This window comes from Microbacterium sp. RD1, from assembly GCF_052220165.1.
Lineage (GTDB): Bacteria > Actinomycetota > Actinomycetes > Actinomycetales > Microbacteriaceae > Microbacterium.
In genome coordinates this window covers 399,433-420,263 of the sequence record NZ_JBQPOL010000003.1, presented here as the reverse complement: position 1 = coordinate 420,263, position 20,831 = coordinate 399,433, and the positions used below count along the sequence as shown (strand labels likewise).

General features: G+C 66.7%; 20 protein-coding genes and 1 tRNA gene. 7 read left to right on the top strand and 14 right to left on the bottom strand.

Annotation, left to right across the window (positions count from 1 at the left end; genetic code table 11):
* Positions 1-6: 6 nt before the first annotated feature.
* Genes ACTU3I_RS16570 through ACTU3I_RS16560 form a run of 3 tightly spaced genes read right to left on the bottom strand, consistent with a single transcriptional unit; the run spans position 7 to position 4,115 of the window.
* Entirely contained in the window at positions 7-672 is a 666-nt protein-coding gene (locus ACTU3I_RS16570) for a DUF4391 domain-containing protein (protein ID WP_442926808.1), read from the bottom strand.
* Positions 669-3,923 carry a helicase-related protein gene (locus ACTU3I_RS16565; protein ID WP_442926807.1) on the bottom strand — a complete coding sequence of 1,085 codons (3,255 nt, stop codon included), beginning with the start codon at positions 3,921-3,923 and terminating at the stop codon, positions 669-671. Before ACTU3I_RS16565 ends, ACTU3I_RS16570 begins: the two co-directional genes overlap by 4 nt.
* Before the next feature lie 3 nt (positions 3,924-3,926).
* Entirely contained in the window at positions 3,927-4,115 is a 189-nt protein-coding gene (locus ACTU3I_RS16560) for a helix-turn-helix domain-containing protein (RefSeq protein WP_442926806.1), read from the bottom strand.
* 219 nt (positions 4,116-4,334) lie between these two features.
* Here ACTU3I_RS16560 and ACTU3I_RS16555 point away from each other — a divergent pair, with 219 nt between their 5' ends.
* Together ACTU3I_RS16555 and ACTU3I_RS16550 are read left to right on the top strand one after the other, a co-directional pair.
* A complete protein-coding gene (locus tag ACTU3I_RS16555; protein WP_442926805.1) occupies positions 4,335-6,074 on the top strand; it encodes a GmrSD restriction endonuclease domain-containing protein in 1,740 nt (579 codons plus the stop codon).
* A gap of 21 nt (positions 6,075-6,095) precedes the next feature.
* The gene (locus ACTU3I_RS16550; RefSeq protein ID WP_442926804.1) at positions 6,096-6,539 is read left to right on the top strand and encodes a (deoxy)nucleoside triphosphate pyrophosphohydrolase; all 444 of its coding nucleotides are present in this window, start codon (positions 6,096-6,098) and stop codon (positions 6,537-6,539) included.
* Positions 6,540-6,542: 3 nt separating this feature from the next.
* On the opposite strand, the gene ACTU3I_RS16545 is transcribed toward ACTU3I_RS16550, so the two are convergent.
* Positions 6,543-7,142 carry a hypothetical protein gene (locus ACTU3I_RS16545; protein ID WP_442926803.1) on the bottom strand — a complete coding sequence of 200 codons (600 nt, stop codon included), beginning with the start codon at positions 7,140-7,142 and terminating at the stop codon, positions 6,543-6,545.
* Positions 7,143-7,203: 61 nt separating this feature from the next.
* Positions 7,204-7,635 (bottom strand): hypothetical protein, encoded by a 432-nt coding sequence (locus ACTU3I_RS16540; RefSeq protein WP_442926802.1) that lies wholly within the window; start codon positions 7,633-7,635, stop codon positions 7,204-7,206.
* A 357-nt stretch (positions 7,636-7,992) separates the two neighbouring features.
* On the opposite strand from ACTU3I_RS16540, the gene ACTU3I_RS16535 reads away from it, so the two are divergent.
* Positions 7,993-9,141 carry a tyrosine-type recombinase/integrase gene (locus ACTU3I_RS16535; protein WP_442926801.1) on the top strand — a complete coding sequence of 383 codons (1,149 nt, stop codon included), beginning with the start codon at positions 7,993-7,995 and terminating at the stop codon, positions 9,139-9,141.
* Positions 9,142-9,360: 219 nt separating this feature from the next.
* Here the strand turns inward: ACTU3I_RS16535 and ACTU3I_RS16530 are convergent.
* The 6 genes from ACTU3I_RS16530 to ACTU3I_RS16505 form a co-directional block, all read right to left on the bottom strand.
* Positions 9,361-9,432: transfer RNA gene (locus ACTU3I_RS16530), tRNA-Arg, on the bottom strand.
* A gap of 30 nt (positions 9,433-9,462) precedes the next feature.
* Positions 9,463-10,800 (bottom strand): APC family permease, encoded by a 1,338-nt coding sequence (locus ACTU3I_RS16525; protein ID WP_442926800.1) that lies wholly within the window; start codon positions 10,798-10,800, stop codon positions 9,463-9,465.
* A gap of 67 nt (positions 10,801-10,867) precedes the next feature.
* Positions 10,868-11,392: a hypothetical protein gene (locus ACTU3I_RS16520; protein WP_442926799.1), complete on the bottom strand. Its 525-nt coding sequence runs from the start codon at positions 11,390-11,392 to the stop codon at positions 10,868-10,870.
* Between the two features lie 96 nt (positions 11,393-11,488).
* On the bottom strand, positions 11,489-11,773 hold the full coding sequence (locus ACTU3I_RS16515) for an iron-sulfur cluster biosynthesis family protein (protein ID WP_442926798.1): 285 nt from the start codon (positions 11,771-11,773) through the stop codon (positions 11,489-11,491).
* Positions 11,774-11,887: 114 nt separating this feature from the next.
* Positions 11,888-12,232, bottom strand: a complete 345-nt coding sequence (locus ACTU3I_RS16510) for a histone-like nucleoid-structuring protein Lsr2 (protein ID WP_442926797.1) — start codon at positions 12,230-12,232, stop codon at positions 11,888-11,890.
* 31 nt (positions 12,233-12,263) lie between these two features.
* Positions 12,264-13,070 carry a response regulator transcription factor gene (locus ACTU3I_RS16505; protein ID WP_442926796.1) on the bottom strand — a complete coding sequence of 269 codons (807 nt, stop codon included), beginning with the start codon at positions 13,068-13,070 and terminating at the stop codon, positions 12,264-12,266.
* Positions 13,071-13,298: 228 nt separating this feature from the next.
* Between ACTU3I_RS16505 and ACTU3I_RS16500 the strand changes: the two genes are divergently transcribed.
* Both ACTU3I_RS16500 and ACTU3I_RS16495 read left to right on the top strand, forming a co-directional pair.
* Positions 13,299-13,652 (top strand): DUF485 domain-containing protein, encoded by a 354-nt coding sequence (locus tag ACTU3I_RS16500; RefSeq protein WP_442926795.1) that lies wholly within the window; start codon positions 13,299-13,301, stop codon positions 13,650-13,652.
* Entirely contained in the window at positions 13,649-15,268 is a 1,620-nt protein-coding gene (locus tag ACTU3I_RS16495; RefSeq protein ID WP_442926794.1) for a solute symporter family protein, read from the top strand. Before ACTU3I_RS16500 ends, ACTU3I_RS16495 begins: the two co-directional genes overlap by 4 nt.
* Before the next feature lie 66 nt (positions 15,269-15,334).
* Here the strand turns inward: ACTU3I_RS16495 and ACTU3I_RS16490 are convergent, their stop codons facing one another.
* Positions 15,335-15,844 (bottom strand): methylated-DNA--[protein]-cysteine S-methyltransferase, encoded by a 510-nt coding sequence (locus ACTU3I_RS16490; RefSeq protein ID WP_442926793.1) that lies wholly within the window; start codon positions 15,842-15,844, stop codon positions 15,335-15,337.
* Between the two features lie 217 nt (positions 15,845-16,061).
* On the opposite strand from ACTU3I_RS16490, the gene ACTU3I_RS16485 reads away from it, so the two are divergent.
* On the top strand, positions 16,062-19,742 hold the full coding sequence (locus tag ACTU3I_RS16485; RefSeq protein ID WP_442926844.1) for an AAA family ATPase: 3,681 nt from the start codon (positions 16,062-16,064) through the stop codon (positions 19,740-19,742).
* Positions 19,729-19,938 carry a hypothetical protein gene (locus ACTU3I_RS16480; RefSeq protein WP_442926792.1) on the top strand — a complete coding sequence of 70 codons (210 nt, stop codon included), beginning with the start codon at positions 19,729-19,731 and terminating at the stop codon, positions 19,936-19,938. Before ACTU3I_RS16485 ends, ACTU3I_RS16480 begins: the two co-directional genes overlap by 14 nt.
* A gap of 110 nt (positions 19,939-20,048) precedes the next feature.
* Here the strand turns inward: ACTU3I_RS16480 and mscL are convergent, their stop codons facing one another.
* Positions 20,049-20,474, bottom strand: a complete 426-nt coding sequence (gene mscL, locus ACTU3I_RS16475) for a large conductance mechanosensitive channel protein MscL (protein ID WP_442926791.1) — start codon at positions 20,472-20,474, stop codon at positions 20,049-20,051.
* A gap of 34 nt (positions 20,475-20,508) precedes the next feature.
* Entirely contained in the window at positions 20,509-20,820 is a 312-nt protein-coding gene (locus tag ACTU3I_RS16470) for an FmdB family zinc ribbon protein (protein ID WP_442926790.1), read from the bottom strand.
* Positions 20,821-20,831: the final 11 nt, after the last annotated feature.

Below are 20,831 nucleotides of genomic sequence, written 5' to 3'. Positions count from 1 at the left end.
CTATGGTCACTTCTGGTCTTCCAGTTCTGCTTGCTTCGTCTTCAACACCCGCCGCAACTCCATCTTGCGATTGAGCTGCGGCTCGGATCGCAGTTTGCGCTCGAGCGCACCGATCTCCCGCTCCAAGCGGCGCACCGCTTCCAGTCTCTCGGCAACCTCAGTCACCTCTTCCCCCGGTCGCAGGTCGATCGGCGTGAGTGGGGCGAGGAGCTCCGCATATAGCGCCGGCAAGGAGATCGCCGCCGGCAACGCCGACCTTTCGGCATCGGCGGGCATCCATCGGGTCGAGTAATAGTCGTTCACCTTTGGCGGTCCGGCTCCGCGCGGTTTGTGGGCTGCGACCATGCGCACTTCACGGCGCCCGGACCGGTCGCGCGTGATCTCGAAGATGCTCGGGTTCGGCACGGCCTTATCGATGGAGGTCAGGACCGCATCGGCGACATCGTCGCGCTTACTGTCGAGCTCAAAGACCTCGATCTCGGGCACTGCTGGCGTGCTCGGCAGATTGATCGTCACTTCGGCAAGCTTGTGCGTCCACGTAATCCGTCGCACGTCAGAGACGAATTTCTCGCGCACAGCTGACGTGACCGAACCATGCTCGTAGAACTTCTCCTTTGGCACCCGTGCGCCGAATCGCGTCGCCGCCGGCCACTGGTACAGGATGTCGGTCATGCGAGACCCGCCGGGTCGACGACGGCGATGAACGCGATCAGCTCGAAGTCGTCGAGACCCGCGATCTGCTGTGTGAGAGCGGTGGTGTGCCCACCGCTGAACAGGCTGTCGATGTCACGTTCTTCAGTGACGTCGATCATCGAGTGGATGGCATCCGTCAGGAGCCCGGAGTACTTGCTCATGTCGGCGCCCTCGCGGGTGGCTTCATTGAAGACACGAGTGACGTCGACGACGGGTTCGTCGTGAGGGCGCGAGCCGGCGCGAACGAGGTCGAGTAGGCGCTTCGCCTCGGTGTGGTTAGCGATGACATTCCCCTCGTCATCGACGTAGACGAGGTAGTGCGGGTGTAGCCGGTTGCCCCGGTTCACGGCAGGGTCGGCGTTTACGTTCTTGAGGGCGAAGATCACACCCGGCAGGAGGCCTATGGCAGGGTCTGCGGTGATAACGGCGTGCAAGCCGCGCGGGGCAGTCGCAATGTCGCCGTACTCGTTCATGTACGCGAGCAGGTCCATGCGGAAGTCGTTGAGGCCGAGATCCGTGATCGAGACCCCGGCTCGAACGTCCTCGAGTTCGATGTTCTCGTTCTGCAGCCTGCGCAGCTGCTCCTTGCGGAAGGCGGCATCCGAATCCTCCGGGTTGAGCACGTTGTCATCGGCTGAACCGGCGAGGTCGGCGATCACCATCCGGCTCTCGACGCGCTCCTTCAGGTTGATGTACTCGTCGAGCGAGATGTCGGGCCAGAAGTTGACGAGCTGGATGACCTCGTTCGTCGAACCGATGCGGTCGATACGACCGAACCTCTGAATGATCCGCACCGGGTTCCAGTGGATGTCGTAGTTGACGAGGTAGTCGCAGTCCTGCAAGTTCTGGCCCTCGCTAATGACGTCGGTGCCGATCAGTACATCGATGTCGCGGGTCTCTGTGGGCATCGTCAGGTGGCGCTGCTTGGACCTGGGCGAGAACATCGACATGATCTGCTGGAAGTCGAAGCCCGTGCCGATCGTGGACTTCGCGCCGTGGCTGCCACCGGTGATCACCGCGCTCTCCAGCCCCGCCTGCTGGAGCGGCGGTGCGAGCTCGCGGTAGAGGTAGTTCGCGGTGTCGGCGAAAGCAGAGAAGATCAGCACCTTGCGGTTCTCGGGGTTTAGCGGGTGCTCTGCCTTCTCCTGGACCAGGTGCCGGAGCTTGCGCAACTTGAGGTCGTGCGGCGGGGTCACCTTGCGCATCTCGTCGAGGAGCTCGCGCAGTGTCTCGCGGTCATGCCAGAGGTCTCGCTGCCACGATTCGACGTCGATGTCGTCGATGTCGATGCGGATCTTCTCGCCAAACGACAGCGCCTCGACGTTGGCATCGTCCTCATCGTCGAGGTCGAAGTCGAGATCGTCTATCTCGCGGATCTCCGGGAGCGAGCCGGAGTGGTTGCTGAGTCGCGTGAGCGTACTGTCAACGGCAGACTCGATCTTCGCCAGCGTCAAGCGGAACGCCTCCACCGAACTCTCGAGGCGCTTGAGCAAATTGACGGTCATGAGCTTCCTCAGACCCTCTTCGCGACCTTGCTGGCCGAGATTTGAACGGGCGCTGCCAGTCGTGACGTTGTAGAGGTCCTCGTACTTGCTGATACGGCTCGGGAACACGTAGGCGAGTGGCGTGTAGACGCCCAGCGTCAGCACTTGCAGCTGCTCAAAGATCTCGTTGAAGGAGGGGACATCCGGGAGGTCGGTGAGCGGTTCGCGAACGGAGGCCGGCGGCAGCCGTTGCGGGAAAACGCCGATCTCGCTCGTGTCGTAGAACGCCTGAATGTGCTTGCGAGATCGTGCGATGGTGACCGCGTCGAGCAGTTCGAAGAAGTCGAAGTCGAGCATTTGCAGGATGCGGTTGGCGGTGCGCTCCTCAGCGGGAAGCTTCGACCACTCGTTGAACACCGTCTGAGCGTCGCGAAACACCCGCTCAACCGATGTCGAGAGCGTGAGCTTCGCGGCGAGGGTGTCACTCTCACCCTCGTACGCCAGCTGCAGTTGATTCTTGAGGTCGTTGAACCGGTTGTTCACCGGTGTCGCCGACAGCATCAGCACCTTGGTCTTCACGCCCTCGCGGATGACCTGCCTCATGAGTCGCTGGTAACGCGACTCCTTCTCTTCGGCGTAGTCGGCGTTGCGGAAGTTGTGCGACTCGTCGATGACGACGAGGTCGTAGTTGCCCCAGTTAATACGATCCAACCGGAGGCCGAGCGACTCGCCCCGGGTTCGCGAGAGGTCGGTGTGCGCGAGGACGTCGTAATTGAACCGATCGCTCGCGAAGATGTTCGTCGTCAGGTTTGCGTTGTAGTTCGTCCAGTTCTCGGCGAGCTTCTTCGGAGCCAGAACTAGGACGGACTTGTTGCGGAGCTCGTAGTACTTGATGACGGCCAGCGCGGTGAATGTCTTTCCGAGACCGACGCTGTCGGCGAGGATGCAGCCGTTGTAGGTCTCTAGTTTGTTGATGATGCCGGTCGCGGCATCTCGCTGGAAGTTGTACAGGCCCTGCCAGACCATAGTGTCCTGATAGCCGGTGCGGTCGTTGGGGAGCACGTCCTCATTGATGTCGTCGAGGAACTCGGAGAAGAGGTTGTAGAGGATGAGGAAGTAAATGCGCGCCGGGGAGTTCTCGGCGTACACGCTCGCGATGTAGTCGTGCACGGCTTGGGTGACATCGTTCAGCTGGCCGGGGCTTGCCCAGATCTGGTCGAACAGGTTCAGAAAGCTGCTCGTCTCGGGAGCACCTTCGAACTTCGTGACCATGTTGGAAACTGCGTTGCCGCGCTCGTATCCAAGGTCGGCAGTGGTGAACCCCTGGAGCGGCATGTATGCGGCACCGTCGTCGACAACGGCGAACTGTTGCATCTGGTGGCCGCTGGCGTTCGAGCGGAAGGTGACTTTCTCACGCACCCAGGCAGCGCACTCGCGGGCGATCGCGCGCTGAGTCAGCTTGTTGCGGAGACGAATCTCGAACTCCGAGCCGTAGAGCGACGACTCGGCGTGCGGAATGAAGAACTCGCGACGGTCCTTCCGCAGCTTGTCGGTGGCCTGACCGTTGCTGAACGACGGCGACGTGAAGATGAACTCGAGTTCCTCGACATGCTCGAGTTCCTTGCGCAGTGCTTCGAACGCGAAGATCGAGAAGGTCGACGCGGCGATGCGCACTTTCGATCCGCGGCTGATCTCAGATTTGAGGTCGTCGCCGAGGAGGTCGGAGACGTTGTCGATGATCCGCATGTTCTACGCAGCACCCCCGGCGCTGCTGCCACCGCTTCGCACCCAGGCATCAACCTCGCTCGCCTGGAACTTCCACAGACGCCCGACCTTGTGCGCTGGCATGCCCTTGTCTGCGATCCACGCATACACGGTATCTTTCGTCACCCCGAGATGCATGGCGACATCGTCGGCCGAGAGCCACGGTTCGCTCATCACGCCCCCAAGCGGATTGAACCGGAAGTATCCGGGTATGCCCGAGCGTATAACCGATTTGCTCTACCACTGAGCATCTAAGGCAGGATTGGCCTCGGCGTCTCAACACGCGAGACCGGCATTGGAGCACACTCGCGGAGGCCACCTGGGGATCACCGGAGGGACATCTTGTCGAAGTACACAGTTCAGCAGCACTCTGTCGAAACGCTCCTCACTTGGGTGAGGACCGGGCAGGTCGCGATCCCCGAAATGCAGCGCCCATTCGTGTGGGACTCGACCAAGGTGCGCGACCTGCTCGACTCTCTGTACAACGGCTTCCCGATCGGGTACCTCATCACATGGCAGAGCGCTGACGTGGGGCTGAAGGACGGGTCGAAGTCCTCCTTCCGGCAGATCCTCATCGATGGTCAGCAGCGGATCACCGCGATGACTGCAGCCCTCGTCGGCCAGTTCGTCGTCGACAAGAGCTACAAGCGGAAGCGCATCAAGATCGCGTTCAACCCCACGACCGAGCAGTTCGCGACGCTCACTCCCGTCATTGACAAGGACAGCGCGTGGATCTCGGACGTGGCTGACTTCGTCAACGCGGCCTCGACCTTCTCCGCGACGAAGGCGTACATGGATGCCAACCCGGACGTGGATGTCGCGCATGTTGAGCAGGCTCTTCAGCGGTTGTCAGCGATCAAGCAGGCTCAGGTCGGCATCATCACCCTTGCCGAGGATCTCGACATCGAGACGGTGACCGAGATCTTCATCCGAATCAACTCCAAGGGCGTCCCTCTCAGCAGCGCCGACTTCGCGATGAGCAAGATCTCCAGCCATGGTCACCTCGGGAGCAACCTTCGGAAGCTGATCGACTACTTCTGTCACCTCTCGGTCGCTCCCCACGTCTTCTCGGACATCGCTGAGAATGACACGAGCTTCGCGGCGTCCGGGTACCTCCCCGCCATCTCATGGCTGAAGCATGACAACTCCGACCTCTACGACCCGACCTACACCGACGTCATCCGCGTCGCGGGGATCAAGGAGTTCTCGCGCGGCAAGGTGGCCGCGCTGGTCAGCGTTCTCTCCGGTCGTGACTTCGAGACCCGCACCTTCAGCGAGGAGCTCGCCGTCGAGTCATTTGACCGCCTCGAGAGCGTGCTTCTCGAGATCGTGAACCAGTACAACTTCCAGCAGTTCACGCTGACGATCAAGTCCGCTGGGTTCGTCGCCCCGCGCCTAATCAGCTCGAAGAACGCGTTGAACTTCGCCTACGCCCTGTACCTCAAGCTCCGAACCGAGAAGAACCTCAATGAAGGCGAGATCAAGTACGTCGTACGCCGATGGTTCGTGATGTCCCTGCTGACCGGCCGGTATACGGGGAGCTTCGAGACCGCGTTCGAAGCCGACATCCGGCGGATCAACGAAGTCGGCGCACTTCAAGTGCTCCGTGACATCGAATCTTCGCAGCTCGCAGACACATTCTGGAACGTCGCTCTGCCGATGGAGATGGAGAGCTCTAGCGTCCGCAGCCCGTACTTCCTCGCCTTCCTGGTCGCGCAGATTCATGGGGGATCTCGCGGATTCCTCTCAAAGAACGTGACCGTCGGCAGCATGATCGAAGAGGTGGGCGACATCCACCATGTCGTGCCGAAGAACTACCTGATCAAGCAGGGCCTGAATGACCGCAGCGACTACAACCAGATCGCAAACTTCGCGCTCACCGAGACCCCGATCAACATCGCGATCAAGGACAAGGCGCCCGGCGACTACATGTTCTTGATCGACGCGCAGATCGCTGATGGCGTCCTCCGACTGGGCGAGATCACGACCGATCTTGACCTCGAGACAAACCTGCGCGTGAACGCCATCCCGGCGAGCGTGCGCACGACGACCGCCGAGTCGTACCATGCGTTCCTCAAGGAGCGGCGGTTCTTGATGGCTCAGGTCATCAAGAACTACTACCTTGCGCTCTAGGGTCGAGCAACGGCGATCTCGGTGCGTAACGTACTGTGGTCCGGCTGCCGGCGGCTCCGAAAGGCGGATGGTGCGTATGCAGATCTACGTGGTCGGTGCCGTGATCGTGCGCGACGGCGAGGTTGTGCGAAGCGCGGTCCGTCGGGCAGTTTTGCCGGGCGCTGGGAGTTTCCGGGTGGCAAGATTGAGCCAGGCGAGACCGCACAGGCTGCTCTCGAGCGCGAGATAGCTGAAGAACTCGCCTGCAGCGTGCATGTCGGTGCCGAGCTGACAACGACGACGCACGACTATGACTTCGGCGTCGTCACGCTCACGACCTTCTGGTGTGAGCTGATCGAGGGCACGCCTCAGTTGATGGAGCACGCCGAGGTTCGATGGTGCACACCACGTGAGCTCGAAGACCTCGACTGGGCACCTGCTGATGTCCCCGCGGTGCGATTGATCGTCGCCGGCGCCAGCGCTTGATCGCTACGGGCGCATCAGCTCGAATGAGTCTCCGTCGCGGGAGGCAAGCGTGATTCCGAGGTCGGCCGTCAGCTCCTGCAGGTCTGACTCTGCACGACCAGGCAGCAAGATCATCGGGGTCACCTGGGTATCGAGCGCGCGGGCGTTGTGGGTGTAGTCAAGCACCTGCCCGATCGCCATTCGGACATACTCGCGACCGGTCGATTTCTTCGCCTCAATCACCCATCCCTCAGCCTCCACGTACATGTCTGGCTCGATGATCGCTCCGGCGACGGGGAGCCGCAGTCGGCTGGGCGGTGTGCCCCGATCGGTGAGCCACTGTCCGAAGTCTGCCTGAAGTTGAAACTCCTGGCGCGAGACGACGCGATCCCCTGGCGGGAGTCGCGTGGCGTCGACGATGACGTTGATGTCTGAGGCGTCGGGCGGGTCCCAGTGACCCACCTGCGGCTTGAGCAGCCGAAGCTGGCCCGGATTCGGAGAGAGCAGCGTGGGGTTGGCGTCCAGCGGTACGAGGTTGAAAACGATCGCGCGCCGTAGATTGCCGTCCGCGCCCGGAATCTCATGGAAGGAGCACAGGGGATCACCTGTCGTGAACGCCCCCACATAAGTTGCATAGGGCGGCTGAGCGTTGAACACACGAATCGTGCGTGCTTCGTCCGCAGCATTAAAGGAGCGCCTTGTTCCCGCGCGTAAACTCCTGATCCCCTGACTGGCCCTCGCCGGTATACGCAAAGCTTCCGTCGGGCTGCAGGCCTTCGTGGACGTCGTACCCATACCGTGACCCGCGCGCGGGGTTGGTGAAGATGAAGATGTCGGAAGTGCGGCTGGAGGAAGAGATCCCGCCTTGCTGCCCCCCGCCATACTGCCGGTGGAGCTGCCGCCGCCGAACGGTATCTCCGACTTCGAGGACCCAATCGCGCGGCGCACCGTCTCCGGCAGGAAGTCTCGACCGCACCTCCTCCGCCTGAAGATCGTCGAGCACCCATCGAGTTGTGTCCTCAGGCAGAGTCCCGTAGAGGTCGCGGAGAATCTCGCGGACCCGCTTCTGGCTAACGCCGGCTTCCAGCGCGAGCAGCGCGGGAGTCGTCGGGTCCATAGCCGGCAGCGTATCGGTCCTCGCGCGTCAGCTGGTGAACACCGATCAAGTCGCGCGATCACCTGAACGCTCAGTCCTGTCCGATCCGACAATCAGCCGCCCCAGCGATCGGGCGCGCTGCAGTGCTCGTCGTCGAACGGCTGCTAAGCGACGCGCGCCAGCGCGGAGTCTGCAAGGAGTGAGCGGCGAGAACGGAGACGCGACCGAGCGCTACGCTCTCGGCGTCGGGGGGAGGCACCCCTCCAACCCACCGCCAGTTGAGGACATCCTCCGACATATGGCCACATCCGTGATCGGCCGCGTTGACGGCGCTCGTCCAGTGTCCGACACTGGCCCGATACTGACCGTCGAGCCAGCATGAGCGGAGGCCGAGAGATGGGCACGATCACCCCGTACGAAACGGCGAAGGGCCGCCGCTACCGCGTGCGCTACCGCAAGCCTGATAGCACCGAAACGCAGAAGCGCGGCTTCACGACGATGCGCGAGGCGAAGCTCTACCTGTCCATGGTCACCGTGTCCAAATCGAAGGGCGAGTACATCGATCCCATGGCATCGCGGGTCCCGGTCCGGATGTTCGCCGACAGCTGGCTCCGGTCGAAGCAGCCCCCTATGTCGAAGCCTTCGTACTACATGACGCTCGAGCGGGCGTGGAAGAACCACGTCGCTCCAGTCTGGGCAGACAGGGAGATCTGGTCGATCCGGCGGTCTGAAGTTCAGGACTGGGTGTCAGAGCTCGCGACGCAGAAGTCGCGCACGGTCGTGCTTCGCGCGCTGGGAGTCCTCGCCGGCATCCTCGATGTCGCCATCGATGATCGTCGCCTTGCGAACAATCCGGCGCGACACATTCGCAATCTCCCTCGGAGTGGACCAGGCAAGCGCCGCGTCTATCTCTCGCACGACCAGGTGGCGACGTTGGCGGCGTGCTCGGCGCATCCGACGATGGTCCTGACCTTGGCCTATACCGGCCTGCGCTGGGGTGAGGCGACGGGGCTGCGCGTGCGGAGTGTGAATCGACTGCGTCGACGCTTCGTGATCGAGGAGAACGCGGTGATGATCGCGTACGAGATCCACGTCGGCACGCCAAAGACGCACGAGAAGCGCTCGGTGCCTTACCCCGCGCGGCTCGCTCCGATGATCGAGCAGGCATGCGCCGGAAAGGGACCGGAAGGATTGCTGTTCGGCGACGGCATCAACCACATGCGCAACTCAGGCGCACAGGGATGGTTTGCGAACGCGGTCCGCCGTGCGCAGGCTGTGGACCCATCGATCCCGAGACTGACGCCTCACGACCTCCGCCACACCGCCGCATCGCTCGCGATCAGCTCAGGCGCAAACGTGAGGGCCGTGCAGCGGATGCTCGGCCACGCGTCGGCCGCGATGACGCTGGACACCTACGCCGACCTCTTCGACGACGATCTGGATGCCGTCGCATCCCGCCTCAACGACGCGATGCCGCTCGTGGCGCTGCCGTCAGGTCCGCAGACCCGCTACGCCCGACCGACATAACGCCGGAGAGCAGACTGCTCAACTTTTCGACGAGGCTCAAGACGCCCGAGATGCTCGATTTCGTCGATCTCAGGCGTCGAACGACGCTCCGTGAAGGGCGTCGAATCTGCCTCGTTTTCGGCTCACACGTTTCTCAAATGCGGCCAAAAAGCGGCCAAAAACGCATTCCGAGTGGTCTGACCATAGAAGAAATACCTGGTCAGAGGCAAAAAAGGTCTGTGCCCCTGGAGGGACTCGAACCCCCAACCCTCTCCTTAGGACGGAGCTGCTCTTCCATTGAGCTACAGAGGCCGGCGCGTCCGATTCTACTGAGGTGACCGCCTACTCTTTGCCGACGCGACCCCGCTGGGCCTCGGAGCGCTTCCGCGCCCACCGGGCGGCGAAGTACAGCACCGCGCCTCCCGCGAGCAGGCACGCGGCGAAGAGCCAGACGATCGGACGCTGCTGGGTCATCAGCAGGATGCACGACCCGACCCCGAGCACGGGGACGAAGGACCAGACGCGGAAGTGCGGGTGATCCACGGTGTCACGGCGCAGCACGAGCACCGAGACATTGGCGCTCAGGAACACGATCAGGAGGAGGAGCACGACAGTTTCGGCGAGCGTGGCGAGATCACCGATCAGGGTCAGCAGCATCGCGACCACCGTCGTGGCGACGATCGCGACCCACGGGGTGCGGCGCCGGGGGAGCACCCGGGAGAGGATGCGGGGGAGGAGCCCCTGCTCGGCCATCCCGTAGGCGAGCCTGCTGGACATGATCATGGTCAGCAGGGCACCGTTGGCCACCGCGATGAGGGCGATGAGGCTGAACAACCACGACGGGATGGGTGCGCCGGAGGCCTCGACGACGTCCAGGAGCGGTCCGCTGGAGTCGGCGAGATCGTCGGCGGGGAGCGCGATGGCGCTGGCCAAACCGACGAGGACGTAGACGACGCCGGCGGTCAGCAGCGCGGCGAAGAGGGCACGGGGGTAGGTCCGCGACGGCTCCTTGACCTCTTCGATGACGTTCGCGGAGGTCTCGAACCCGACGAACGAGTAGTAGGCGATGATCGCCCCCGCCAGCACCGCGGGGATCACGGCGGTGTCCTGCGGCAGTTCGGTGATGCGCGAGACGTCGCCGCCGCCTCCGCCGAGCAGCATCCCCGCCGCGACGACGGCGAGCACGAGTCCGCTGACCTCGATGACGGTCATCACGACGTTCGCTCCCATCGACTCGCGGATGCCGCGGGCGTTCAGTGCGGCGACGAGCGCGAGGAAGGCGATGGCCACCGGGATGACGGGAAGGTCGACGAAGGTGCGGAAATACTCGCCCGCGAACGCGATCGACAGCCCGGCGGCGCTGGTCACGCCGGCCGCGAGCATGCTGAACCCGACGAGGAACGACACGAGGCTGCTCTTGAACGCGCGCTCGGCGAACACCGCGGCGCCACCCGCCCGCGGATACTTCGTCACGAGCTCGGCGTACGATCCCGCGGTCAGAAGGGCGAGCAGCAGCGCGACGACCAAGGGTGCCCACAGCATTCCGCCCACGCGGCCGGCCAGCACGCCCATGAGCGCGTAGATGCCGGCGCCGAGCACGTCGCCGAGGATGAAGGCGAAAAGGAGGGGGCCGGTGATGCCGCGCCGCAGTTGCGTGGGCGCTTCGCTCTCGACGGTCATCGGATCACCGTAGGCGAGGGCGGTGCTCCTTACCGGGCCGTTGACAGCAGGCCTGGAGTCTGTCGGATCACCAGCTCGCCCAGAGGGTCTCCACGCCGTCGATCGGCTGCGGCGCGGCGCTGAGGGAGTGCTCCGCCGACAGCGGGTCGTCGCCGTCGCGCCACCACACGAGCGGGCCGTACTCGTCGGACTGCACCCATCCGCCGGCGTCGAGAGCCGCCCCGAGCGTGGAGAGCACGCCCTGCGGGTCGGTCGCCCAGAACGCGGCATAGCGGGGTGCGCCGTCATAATCGTCCACGACGTAGCAGTCCGGGGTGAGGTCGAAAGCTGTCTCCGGGATCTCGAGGGTCGCCGGGTCGACCGGCTCCGCGTTCGGATACCCCTTGTCGCTGATGTAGGTGAGGATGCCGTCGGTGCATCCGAACAGATCCCCGGAGGCGGTCGCACCGTCGTCGGCGGGTGCGGTCGTCTCGTCCGTGGTCGTCGCGGCGTCGTCGTCGGTGGACGCCCCGGCCGAGCAGGCGGCGAGCGGCAGGAGAAGGAGAGCAAGCATGGCGGCGGCCGCGGTGGCGCGCGAGGCTCGGGTCGTCATGGGGATCAGTGTGGAGGCCAGGGCGGCCCGGGAGCAAGAGCTGCGCAACAAGACGACGCCCCGGGCACAGGCCCGGGGCGTCGTGGAAAACGGGTCTCAGCCCTGGGAGGTGACGGCGAACTGCACGCCGCCCTGTCCGTCGGGCTGGGCGTCGAGAACGCGGTCGTCGAGCACGACGGCTGCCTCGGTGTCGAGGTAGACGCGCGCGCCGTCGTTCTCCACGACGGCGTCGGCCGGCTCGGGGCCCGGGACGACGGTGAGCTGGAACTGCGACTCCGGGGAGCCGGAGCCCTGGATGCGGACGCCGCCGTCGGCCACCTCGGGGAACTGCGCGGTGATGGTCTTGACAGCAGACGTCGCCTGCTCGGTGAGCGTGAGCATATGTGCTCTCCTTCCGGGAGGGGATCGGAGTCAGCCACGATTCCGAGAATCCGGGCACACCTCAAGCGCTGGCGGTCATTGCCAGGCGATTCCCACCGAGCTTTGTGCGGGGAGTCAGTGGGCCGCGTCGTACGCTTCCAGCACCGCCGCCGGCACGCGCCCGCGCTCCGAGACCGTGTATCCGTTGTCCTTGGCCCACGCCCGGATCTCGGTGTAATCCTGCTGGTTGCTGCGGCGGCGCTTGCGTCCGTTCGACGGTGCCGACGCGGTGCGCGACACCGATCGGCCCGCGTCGATATAGGGGGCGAGCGCGGCCCGGAGGCTCGCCGCGTTGCTCTCGGTCAGATCGATCTCGTACGCGACGCCGTCGAGGGAGAAGAGCACGGTCTCACCGGAGCCGATCTCCAAGACGCTGCCGTCCAGGTCGTCGACGAGCTGATGCACGATTCTGCGGGCCATGCACACACCTTAGCGAGGGCGCACCCGCAGATCAGGGAAGGATGCCGAGGCGACGCGCGCGCGTGACCGCGGCGTGACGCGTCGACGAGTCGAGCTTTCCCATCGCGGCGGCCAGGTATGACTTGACGGTCGTCTCGCGAAGGTTCAACTGCTGCGCGATCTCGGCGTTGGTGGCGCCCAGCGCGGCGCAGGCGAGCACGTCGAGCTCGCGGGGGGAGAGCCGGACGTCGGTGACGGCGGGGGCGGGCTCGGCGGAGAGAGCGGCGAGGCGACGCTCGATCGTCTCCAGCCGACTCCTCAGCTCGTCGTCTCGGACCGTGGCCGCGATGCTCCGCAGCTGCGCGTAGGTCTCGCGCAGTTCCTCCTGCGCGGCAGCGGGCATCGGTCCGGGCGCCTCGGCGCGCGGTGCCGGAAGCAGCGAGAGCCGCCGGTCCACCTCATCCCGCACGCGCAGTTCGCTCGCGAGCTCCTGCGCGACGGAGAACGCCGGCCGGGCGACGACATCGCCGACGGATGACTGCGTCCACGAGCCGCAGTAGAGGACGCCGCGTGCCGAGCCGGTGACGACGACCGGCACGGCGAACAGCGTCGAGATCCCCTCGCCGAGGATCGCGCGATCGTAGTCGTGCGTGATGGCGCGGGAGGTGCGGTAGTCCATCGCCAGCCGCGGGCGGCGTTCGACGAACGCCCTGCCGCCGAGGCCGCGGTTCTCCTGGACGACCAGCCCGTCGATGCTGCGCGTTCGCGTCCCCACGATCGACGTGATGTGGATGGCGCCGTCCTTCTCCAAGCCGCCGAAGGCGACCGGAAAGCGCGTGCGCCGGGCGAGCTCTCCCACGGCATGCGAAACGAGGTCCGCTACCGCCGTGCTGCCGCTGGCTGGTCCCACGAACTACCTACTTCCGGGGGTGGACGGCCGCCTCGCCGCCTTCGTAGCGTCGACCCTATCACCGGGCCGACGCGTCGGCGCCGGACCCCCGCAACACCGGAGCACCCCCCCCGCTTCGGACCCCGCAGTGCCGAAGCGCATCCCCGGCTTCGGACGTTCATGAGGCAAGGAGGCCACATGTCGGATTCGCGTACCGACGCCGCTCCGGGCGGCATCGATTACGTGGCGGTCGAGGAATCGCCACCGTTCCAGGAGCTCAAGCGTCGGCAACGCAGCTTCATCTTCCCGCTCGCCGTCGCGTTCCTGCTCTGGTACTTCGTCTACGTACTCCTGTCGTCGTTCGCGCCCGCGTTCATGGGACAGCGCCTGTGGGGCGACATCACCGTCGGCCTGGTGTTCGGGCTCGGGCAGTTCGTGACCACGTTCGTCATCACGATGACCTACGTCTGGTACGCCAATCGCAAGCTCGACCCCCGCGCGGAGGCCCTGCGCGATGACCTGGAGCGCCAGTCCGAGGGGGGCCGCGCATGAACGAGGTCTTCGCCGCCGTCTCCGCCGCGGTCGAGACGGTGGAGAACAACCCGGTCTTGAACATCTCGATCTTCGGGGCGTTCGTGGCCGTGACGCTGTTCATCGTCATCCGCGCCAGCCGCAACAACAAGACCGCCGCCGACTACTACGCGGCAGGGCGCTCGTTCACCGGCCCGCAGAACGGGTTCGCCATCTCGGGCGACTACCTCTCGGCGGCATCCTTCCTCGGGATCTGCGGCGCGATCGCGATCAACGGCTACGACGGCTTCCTCTACTCCATCGGATTCCTCGTCGCCTGGCTCGTCGCGCTCCTGCTCGTCGCCGAGCTCATGCGCAACACCGGCAAGTTCACGATGGCCGACGTGCTGTCGTTCCGACTCAAGGAGCGGCCGGTGCGGATGGCAGCGGCCATCACCACGCTCGCCGTCTGCTTCTTCTACCTCCTGGCCCAGATGGCCGGTGCGGGCGGCCTCGTCGCCCTGCTCCTGGGCATCAACGACACGCTCGGACAGTCGATCGTCGTCGCCGTCGTCGGCGTCCTGATGATCGTCTACGTGCTCGTCGGCGGGATGAAGGGCACGACCTGGGTGCAGATCGTCAAGGCGTTCCTCCTCATCGGCGGCGCCATCGTCATGACGATCTGGGTGCTCGCGATCAACGGGTTCAACCTCAACACCCTGCTCGAAAGCGCGGTGGCCGCCTCGCCCAAGGGTGACGCGATCCTCGGCCCGGGCCTGCAGTACGGCGCCAACCCGTGGGACTTCGTGTCGCTCGCGCTGGCTCTCGTCCTCGGCACCGCCGGTCTCCCGCACGTGCTCATGCGCTTCTACACGGTTCCCACCGCGAAGGAGGCCCGCCGCTCGGTGGTCTGGGCGATCTGGCTGATCGGGCTGTTCTACCTGCTGACCCTCGTGCTGGGATACGGCGCCGGGGCGCTCGTCGGCCCCGAGACCATCGCCGCAGCGCCCGGCGGCGTCAACTCCGCCGCGCCGCTGCTGGCGCTGGAACTGGGCGGACCGATCCTGCTCGGGTTCATCTCGGCGGTGGCGTTCGCCACGATCCTCGCCGTCGTCGCCGGTCTTACCATCACGGCAGCGGCATCGTTCGCCCATGACATCTATGCGAACGTCGTGAAGAAGGGGAACGTGCCGCCGGACGGCGAGGTGAAGGTCGCCCGTCGCACCGTCATCGTCATCGGCGTACTGGCGATCATCGGCGGCATCGGCGTGCAGGGGCAGAACGTCGCGTTCCTCGTCGCGCTGGCCTTCGCGGTGGCGGCGTCGGCGAACCTGCCGACGATCCTCTATTCGCTCTTCTGGCGCCGGTTCACCACGCGCGGGGCGGTGTGGAGCATGTACGGGGGTCTCGCTGCCGCCGTCATCCTCATCGTCTTGTCGCCGGTGTTCTGGGGCACCGAGACGAGCGTGTTCAAGAACACCGGTGCGGCCATCTGGCCGTTCAACAACCCGGGGATCGTCTCCATCCCGCTCGGGTTCTTCCTCGGATGGCTGGGCTCGATCACCTCCCGCAAGGGAGGAGAGGACCGCACGAAGGCCGCCGAGATGGACGTACGGTCGCTGACCGGGTTCGGCGCGGAGAAGGCCACGCCGCACTAACGTCGCGCGGACGACCGCTGAGGCCCCGGACCGTTGCGTTCGGGGCCTCAGCGGCGCCGGGGCGGCCTACGCGCCCGGCGTTCGTTCGAGGTCGAGGAGGAACCTCTTGACCTCGGGATGACCGCCGTACTCGCCCGGCGATCCGTCGGCGCGGACTACCCGGTGGACGGGGACGACGAGGGAGAACGGCGTCGTCGCGCAGGCGGTCCCCACCGCCCGCGCCGCGCGGGGCGAGCCGGCCATGGCGGCCACCTCGCCGTAGCCGGCGGTCTCGCCGTAGGGGATCTCCCGCACCGCCTCGAGGGCCGCGCGGGTGAAACCGCGGACGAGGCTCCAGTCGAGCTCTACATCGAACTCGCGGCGCGACCCCGCGAAGTACTCGTCGAGTTGCGCGGCCACCTGCTGCGCGCCCGACGGATCGGTCTCGGGGGCGACGCCGAGCCGACGGGCGAGGTCTTCGTGAGCGGCAGTGGCGTCGCCGTGCAGGACGCGCAGAGAGACCAAGCGCTCGTCGGCCATCGTGAGCAGCACGTCGCCGACGGGCGTGGCATGCACGGTGTGGGTGTATCGGGTCATGTCCTCATCCTGACCGGCGTCGGTGACGCTCACCGCCCGCGGGCCCGCATCTGCGCAATCCGTCCGCGGCGAACTGCCTGGGGAGGAAAGCCGATCCGACGGCGTGTCGCCCAATCGCACGAAAACCCGCGCGGGATGCGACGGCCTTCCGACATGCCGACCTAGTCTTTCCGGTGTGTGGCGAGCAGATGGCAGCGCCGTGGCCGGCGACGAAGAGATGGCTGCCGCATCCGTGAATCCCGGTGACCTGGGCGTCGCCGAGCCGGGTGTGAGCATCCGGCACGTCGCCGACCCCGAACGCGATCGGCTGCGGGCGGAATCTGCCGTCCTGGGCGGTCGCTCGACCCTGCTGCGCTTCGACGACGCCGTCGACGCCGGCATCGACATCACGAAGGCTCATCCCGGCAGCCTGCCCCAGTTCATCACCGGCCGCTCGACGCTGCTGTCGAACCTGTTCCGCGATGAGGTGGCGCTGCGCTCGGCGCGTCTGGCCGCCGAGCGGATCACCGCCAAAAACGTGGAGCTCCGGACCGCGCGCGGCATCGAGCCCGTGCATCTGTCGGTCGGTGTGGCCGAGTGGAAGATCGGGGGAGTGACCTGGTCTTCGCCGGTGCTGCTGCGCCCCCTCGCCATCCGGCGTCACCACGGCGATTTCGAGTTGAAGCTCCACGGGTCATTCTTCGTGAACCCCGAGCTGGCCCGCGCGTTCCTCGGCCACTTCGGAATCCCGCTCGACAGCACCGCGCTCGCGGGCCTCGCCTACGACAAGGGCGTCTTCAAGCCGCAGCCGGTCGTGGACCACCTCCGTGCGCTGACCCGCCACATCCCGACGTTCGTCGTGCATCCGCGCCTGGTGATCTCGTCGTTCGCCGACGTGGGTTCCGCCATGGCGCGCGACACCGCCGATCTCGACCATCCCGTCCTCAACGCGCTCGGCGGTCATCCCGACGACCGCGCGCGGATGTCGGCGCGACGCGCCGACCCCGAGATCACCAGCCCCGACGACCGCTCGCCGGCCTCCGACACGCTCCTCCTCGACGCCGACGCCGAACAGGAGCGCGTGCTCGCGCGGATCGCCGCCGGCCACTCCCTCGCGGTGCACACGCTCCCCGGCACCGGTGGCACCCAGACCGTCATCAACGCCGTGGGCCAGCTCGTGCAGGGCGGCAAGCGCGTGCTCGTCGTCAGCGCCCGGCGCTCGACTCTGGAAGGCATCCGTCACCGCCTCGCCGGCATCGGGCTGCCGGGTCTCGCCGTCTCACCGACGCACCTGCGGCGCGACCTCATCCGCGCGATCGGTCGCAACGAGAAGGCGGAGCATCCGAAGGTCGCGGAGGTCGACGACGCGCTGGTGCGGTTGCGGAGCGTGCTTCGCGACTACCGCTCGGCCGTCACGAGCGAGCACCCCTCGCTCGGGGTGTCGGTTCTGCAGACCCTTCGCGCGCTCACCAAGCTCGCCGGGGAGGCGCCGGCACCGAGCACATCCGCCCGCTTCGACCTCGCCACGCTCGAGCGGCTCGCCGGTCGCCGCAAGGAGGCCGCTCAGGCGCTCGCGGCCGCGGCGCGGCTGGGGGAATTCCGCTTCGGCCCCGACGATTCGCCGTGGTACGGCGTGTCGTTCACGCGCACCGAGGATGCCCGCGCCGCGCACGCGCTCGCCGGCAAGCTCCACCGGCGCGACGTGTCGAGCCTTCTCGAGCGCGGATTCGAGCTCATCGCGCAGACGCGGATGCGGCCGTTCCACACCATCTCCGAACTCGGCGCGTACCTGCGGCTGCTCCAGGGCATCCGCGACTCGCTCGACCGGTTCAGCCCCACGGTGTTCGAGCGTCCGCTGCTCGAACTGATCCAGGCGCACGCGCCGCGGCGCGACGCCCCCGACATGAGCGGCCCCAACCGGCGGCGGCTCAAGCGCCTGTCGCGGGAGTACGTGCGACCCGGCGTGCACGTCCCCGACATGTACGAGGCCCTCGTGCGCATTCAGGAGCAGCGCACGGAGTGGCAGCGTCTCGTCGAGGCCGGCGTCACGCCGGAGGTGCCGCTGGGGCTCGCCGACGTGCACGTGCTCTGGCAGCGCGTGGACGCCGAGCTCGGCGAGCTCGACGCGATCCTGGGCCGGGAGGGCTCTGATCGCCTGGCGTCGCTGCCCGTCCAGCGTCTCGTCCGCACGCTCGCCGGCCTCGCCGCCGAGTCGGAGTTCTTCGACAACCTCGTCGAACGGGCCTCGTTGCGCTCGGAGCTCGCCGCGCTGGGGCTGGAGACCCTGCTGGTGGAGCTGTCGGTGCGGCACGTCCCCGAAGACCGCGTGGGCACCGAACTCGAGTTCGCGTGGTGGCAGTCGGCGCTGGAGCACTTCCTCCGCACCGACCGCGCTCTGCTCGGCGCCAACACGAGCGTCGTCGATCGCCTCGAGCGCGACTTCCGGCTCGTCGACGAGGCCCATGCCGCCGCATCCGGCCCGCTTCTGGCAGCCCGTCTCGCCCAGCAGTGGCGCATCGGTCTCGTGGACGAGGCGAGCGAGGCCACCGCTCTGAAGAACGCGCTCAAGCGGGGTGTCGACACGCCGTCGGAGATCGCCGCGGCGGCGCCGCGCCTGCTCGACACGCTCGCTCCGGTGTGGCTCGCCTCGCCCTACGAGGTGCCCGACATCCCCGACGACAAGCCGTTCGACGTCGTCATCATCGCGGATGCGGCGGCGCTGTGCCTGGCGGAGGCGGTTCCGGCGATCCGCCGCAGCCGCCAGCTCGTCGTGTTCGGCGACCCGGTGACGCAGAAGCCCACACCCTTCCGCGTGAACGCGACCCTGGTGCCGGCGGAGGACGAGCCGGAGGTGCCCTTCGACGATGTGTCGGTGTTCGAGCGTCTGTCGGAGCTGTTCCCGGTCGCGACGCTGACGCGCAGCTACCGCGCCGGCGGAGAAGACCTCGCAGAGCTCGTGAACGACGCGTTCTACGGCGGCGAGATCGTCTCGTTGCCGTGGGCCGGGTCGTATCTCGGACGCGGCAGTCTGAGCGTCGACTACGTCGAAGGCGGCACGGGCACCCCCGACCCCATCACCGGCGCGGTCGAGAGCCCCGACGCGGAGGTCGCACGCGTCGTGACCCTCGTCGTCGAGCATGCCGTCAACCGCGGCACCGAGTCGCTGATGGTCGTGACCGCCTCCGCCCGCCACGCCGAACGCGTGCGGGCCGCGGTGGAGGCGGCGTTCGCGGGAAGGTCGGATGTCGCCGACTTCGTCTCGCGCGACACCGCCGAACCTTTCGCGGTGCTCACGCTCGAGCAATCCGTCGCGGAGAGCCGCGATCGTGTCATCTTCTCTCTCGGCTTCGGCCTGACCAAGCACGGCCGGGTCCTCAGCGACTTCGGCGACCTGTCCACCCCGGACGGCGAGCGGCTGCTGACCGTCGGCATGACCCGCGCGCGGCGATCGATGGTGATCGTGTCGTCGATCCGCCCTTCGGCGTTCGACGACGGCCGGCTCGAGCACGGTGCCGCGACCCTCATGAACATCCTCGGCGGTCTCGCCGCACGCGCGCGCGACGCACGCCTGGAAGACCTCGCCGACCCGCTCACGCTGGCCCTCGCGCGTGAGCTGCGGCGCCTCGGCCTCGCCGTCGACGTGCACTACCGCGGTCTCCTTCCGCTGGTCGCCCAGCACGGCGGCAAGGCCGTGGTCGCGGAGAGCGACCCGGAGACGGCGGGGGAGTCGCTGCGCGAGACGCTGCGCCTGCGCCCGCAGACCCTCCGGCGCCTCGGATGGCACTACGTGCGCGTGCACGCGTTCGATCTGTACAGCGACCCGGCGTCGGTCGCCGGCCGTATCGCGGCGCTGCTGGGTGTGAAGCCGGACGGTCCGACCGCCGACACCGCCACGCAGCCGATCGATGTCGTCGAATAAGCGCCAGCGGATCGAACGGGTCCCCGGGTCACGCCGGGCCAAGCTCACTCCCGCTCCCGGCACCGGCGCCGAGCCCGTGCCCGGCGACGACGCGGACGCCGCGCAGGACGCGGCATCCGGCGCAGCATCCGGCTCCGGCCCCGATCAGGGCCCGAACGATGAGCGGATGCGGCGCGACGTGCCGCCCCACTACTGACCCGCCGGTCACCGGGGGAGTGCATCTCACGGCGGGAGTGTCGGATGCGGCGGATGCGCACTCCGCTCGTGAGACGCACTCCGCTCGTGGCAGCGGGCCGCGTCGGAGTGTCAGGCGCGCGAGGCGGGGCCGTTCTGCTTGTCGAGGAGGTCGCGGATCTGCACGAGCAGCTCCTGCTCGGTGGGCAGCCGCGGCTCCTCGGTGGCCTCGGAGACACCCGCGCGGGCCGCGGCGCGCTCCTTGATGCGGTTCATCGGGTACACGAAGACGAAGTACACGACGAGGGCGACGGCCAGGAACGCGATGATCGCGTTGAGGAGGTCGCTGATGGGGAACGTCACGTCGCCCCAGAATCCGGGAACGGTGATGCCGATCTGACCGTTCGCGTCGGGCTTCCAGAAGATCGCGATGAGCGGGTTGATGATGCTCGACACGATCGCGTTCACGACGGCCGTGAAAGCCGCGCCGATGACCACGGCGACGGCGAGGTCGATGACGTTTCCGCGGAGGATGAACTCCTTGAACCCCTGGATCATGGGATGCTCCTGACCGCGCGAGTTCCCGGACGGGTCAGGAACCCGAGGGGGCCGGGGTGGGCGCGCTGCTCGTGCTCGATGATGCCGAAGAGCCCGACGATCCGCCGGAGGACGCGCTGTCCGACGAAGACCCGGCATCCGAGCTCTTCGCTGCGCCGCTCTTGTCGCCGGCCCGCGAGTCTGTGCGGTAGAAGCCCGACCCGTTGAACGTCACACCGATCGAGCCGTACTCCTTGCGCAGCGCGCCTCCGCATTCGGGGCAGACCGACAGCGCGGGCTCCGAGAACGACTGCACCGCGTCGAAGCGGTGACCGCACTGCTTGCAGGCATAGGCGTAGGTGGGCATGAGGCTCCTTG